The organism is Streptomyces sp. NPDC006134 (assembly GCF_040628835.1).
Classification (GTDB): domain Bacteria; phylum Actinomycetota; class Actinomycetes; order Streptomycetales; family Streptomycetaceae; genus Streptomyces.
In genome coordinates this window covers 1-414 of the sequence record NZ_JBEXTV010000086.1, presented here as the reverse complement: position 1 = coordinate 414, position 414 = coordinate 1, and positions in this window count along the sequence as shown.

Sequence of the window (414 nt, the reverse complement as noted above, 5' to 3'; positions counted from 1 at the left end):
GGTGCCGGGATCCGGGGGCGGGTGCCGGGGCGATCCGCTCGCCGGAGCGGTCCTGGAGCGGTCCTGGACCGGCCCCGGAACGTCTGGCGGACGATCCGTGGGACGGGCCGGGGCCGGACGGACCGCGACCGGGCCGGGGTGTCCGACCGTGCGGAGGGTGCCACGGCGCGAGGTGCTGCCGGGCACCCGGCTCGGTACGGATCGACCGGACCAGTCATGATCATCCGGATTGGTCCGGTCGGGCTGCTCTGTCCGCTCGGTCTGTACGGTCCGCTCGGTCCAGGTCATGCCGGCCGGCCCCGGGAGGCACGGTGCCGCGGCGTCCGGTGCGTCCGCCTGGGACCGCAGTGATCCGGGGACCGGTGTGTCCGCCGGTCCTCGGTCCCCGGCCACTGTGGTCCCCGGCCACTGTGG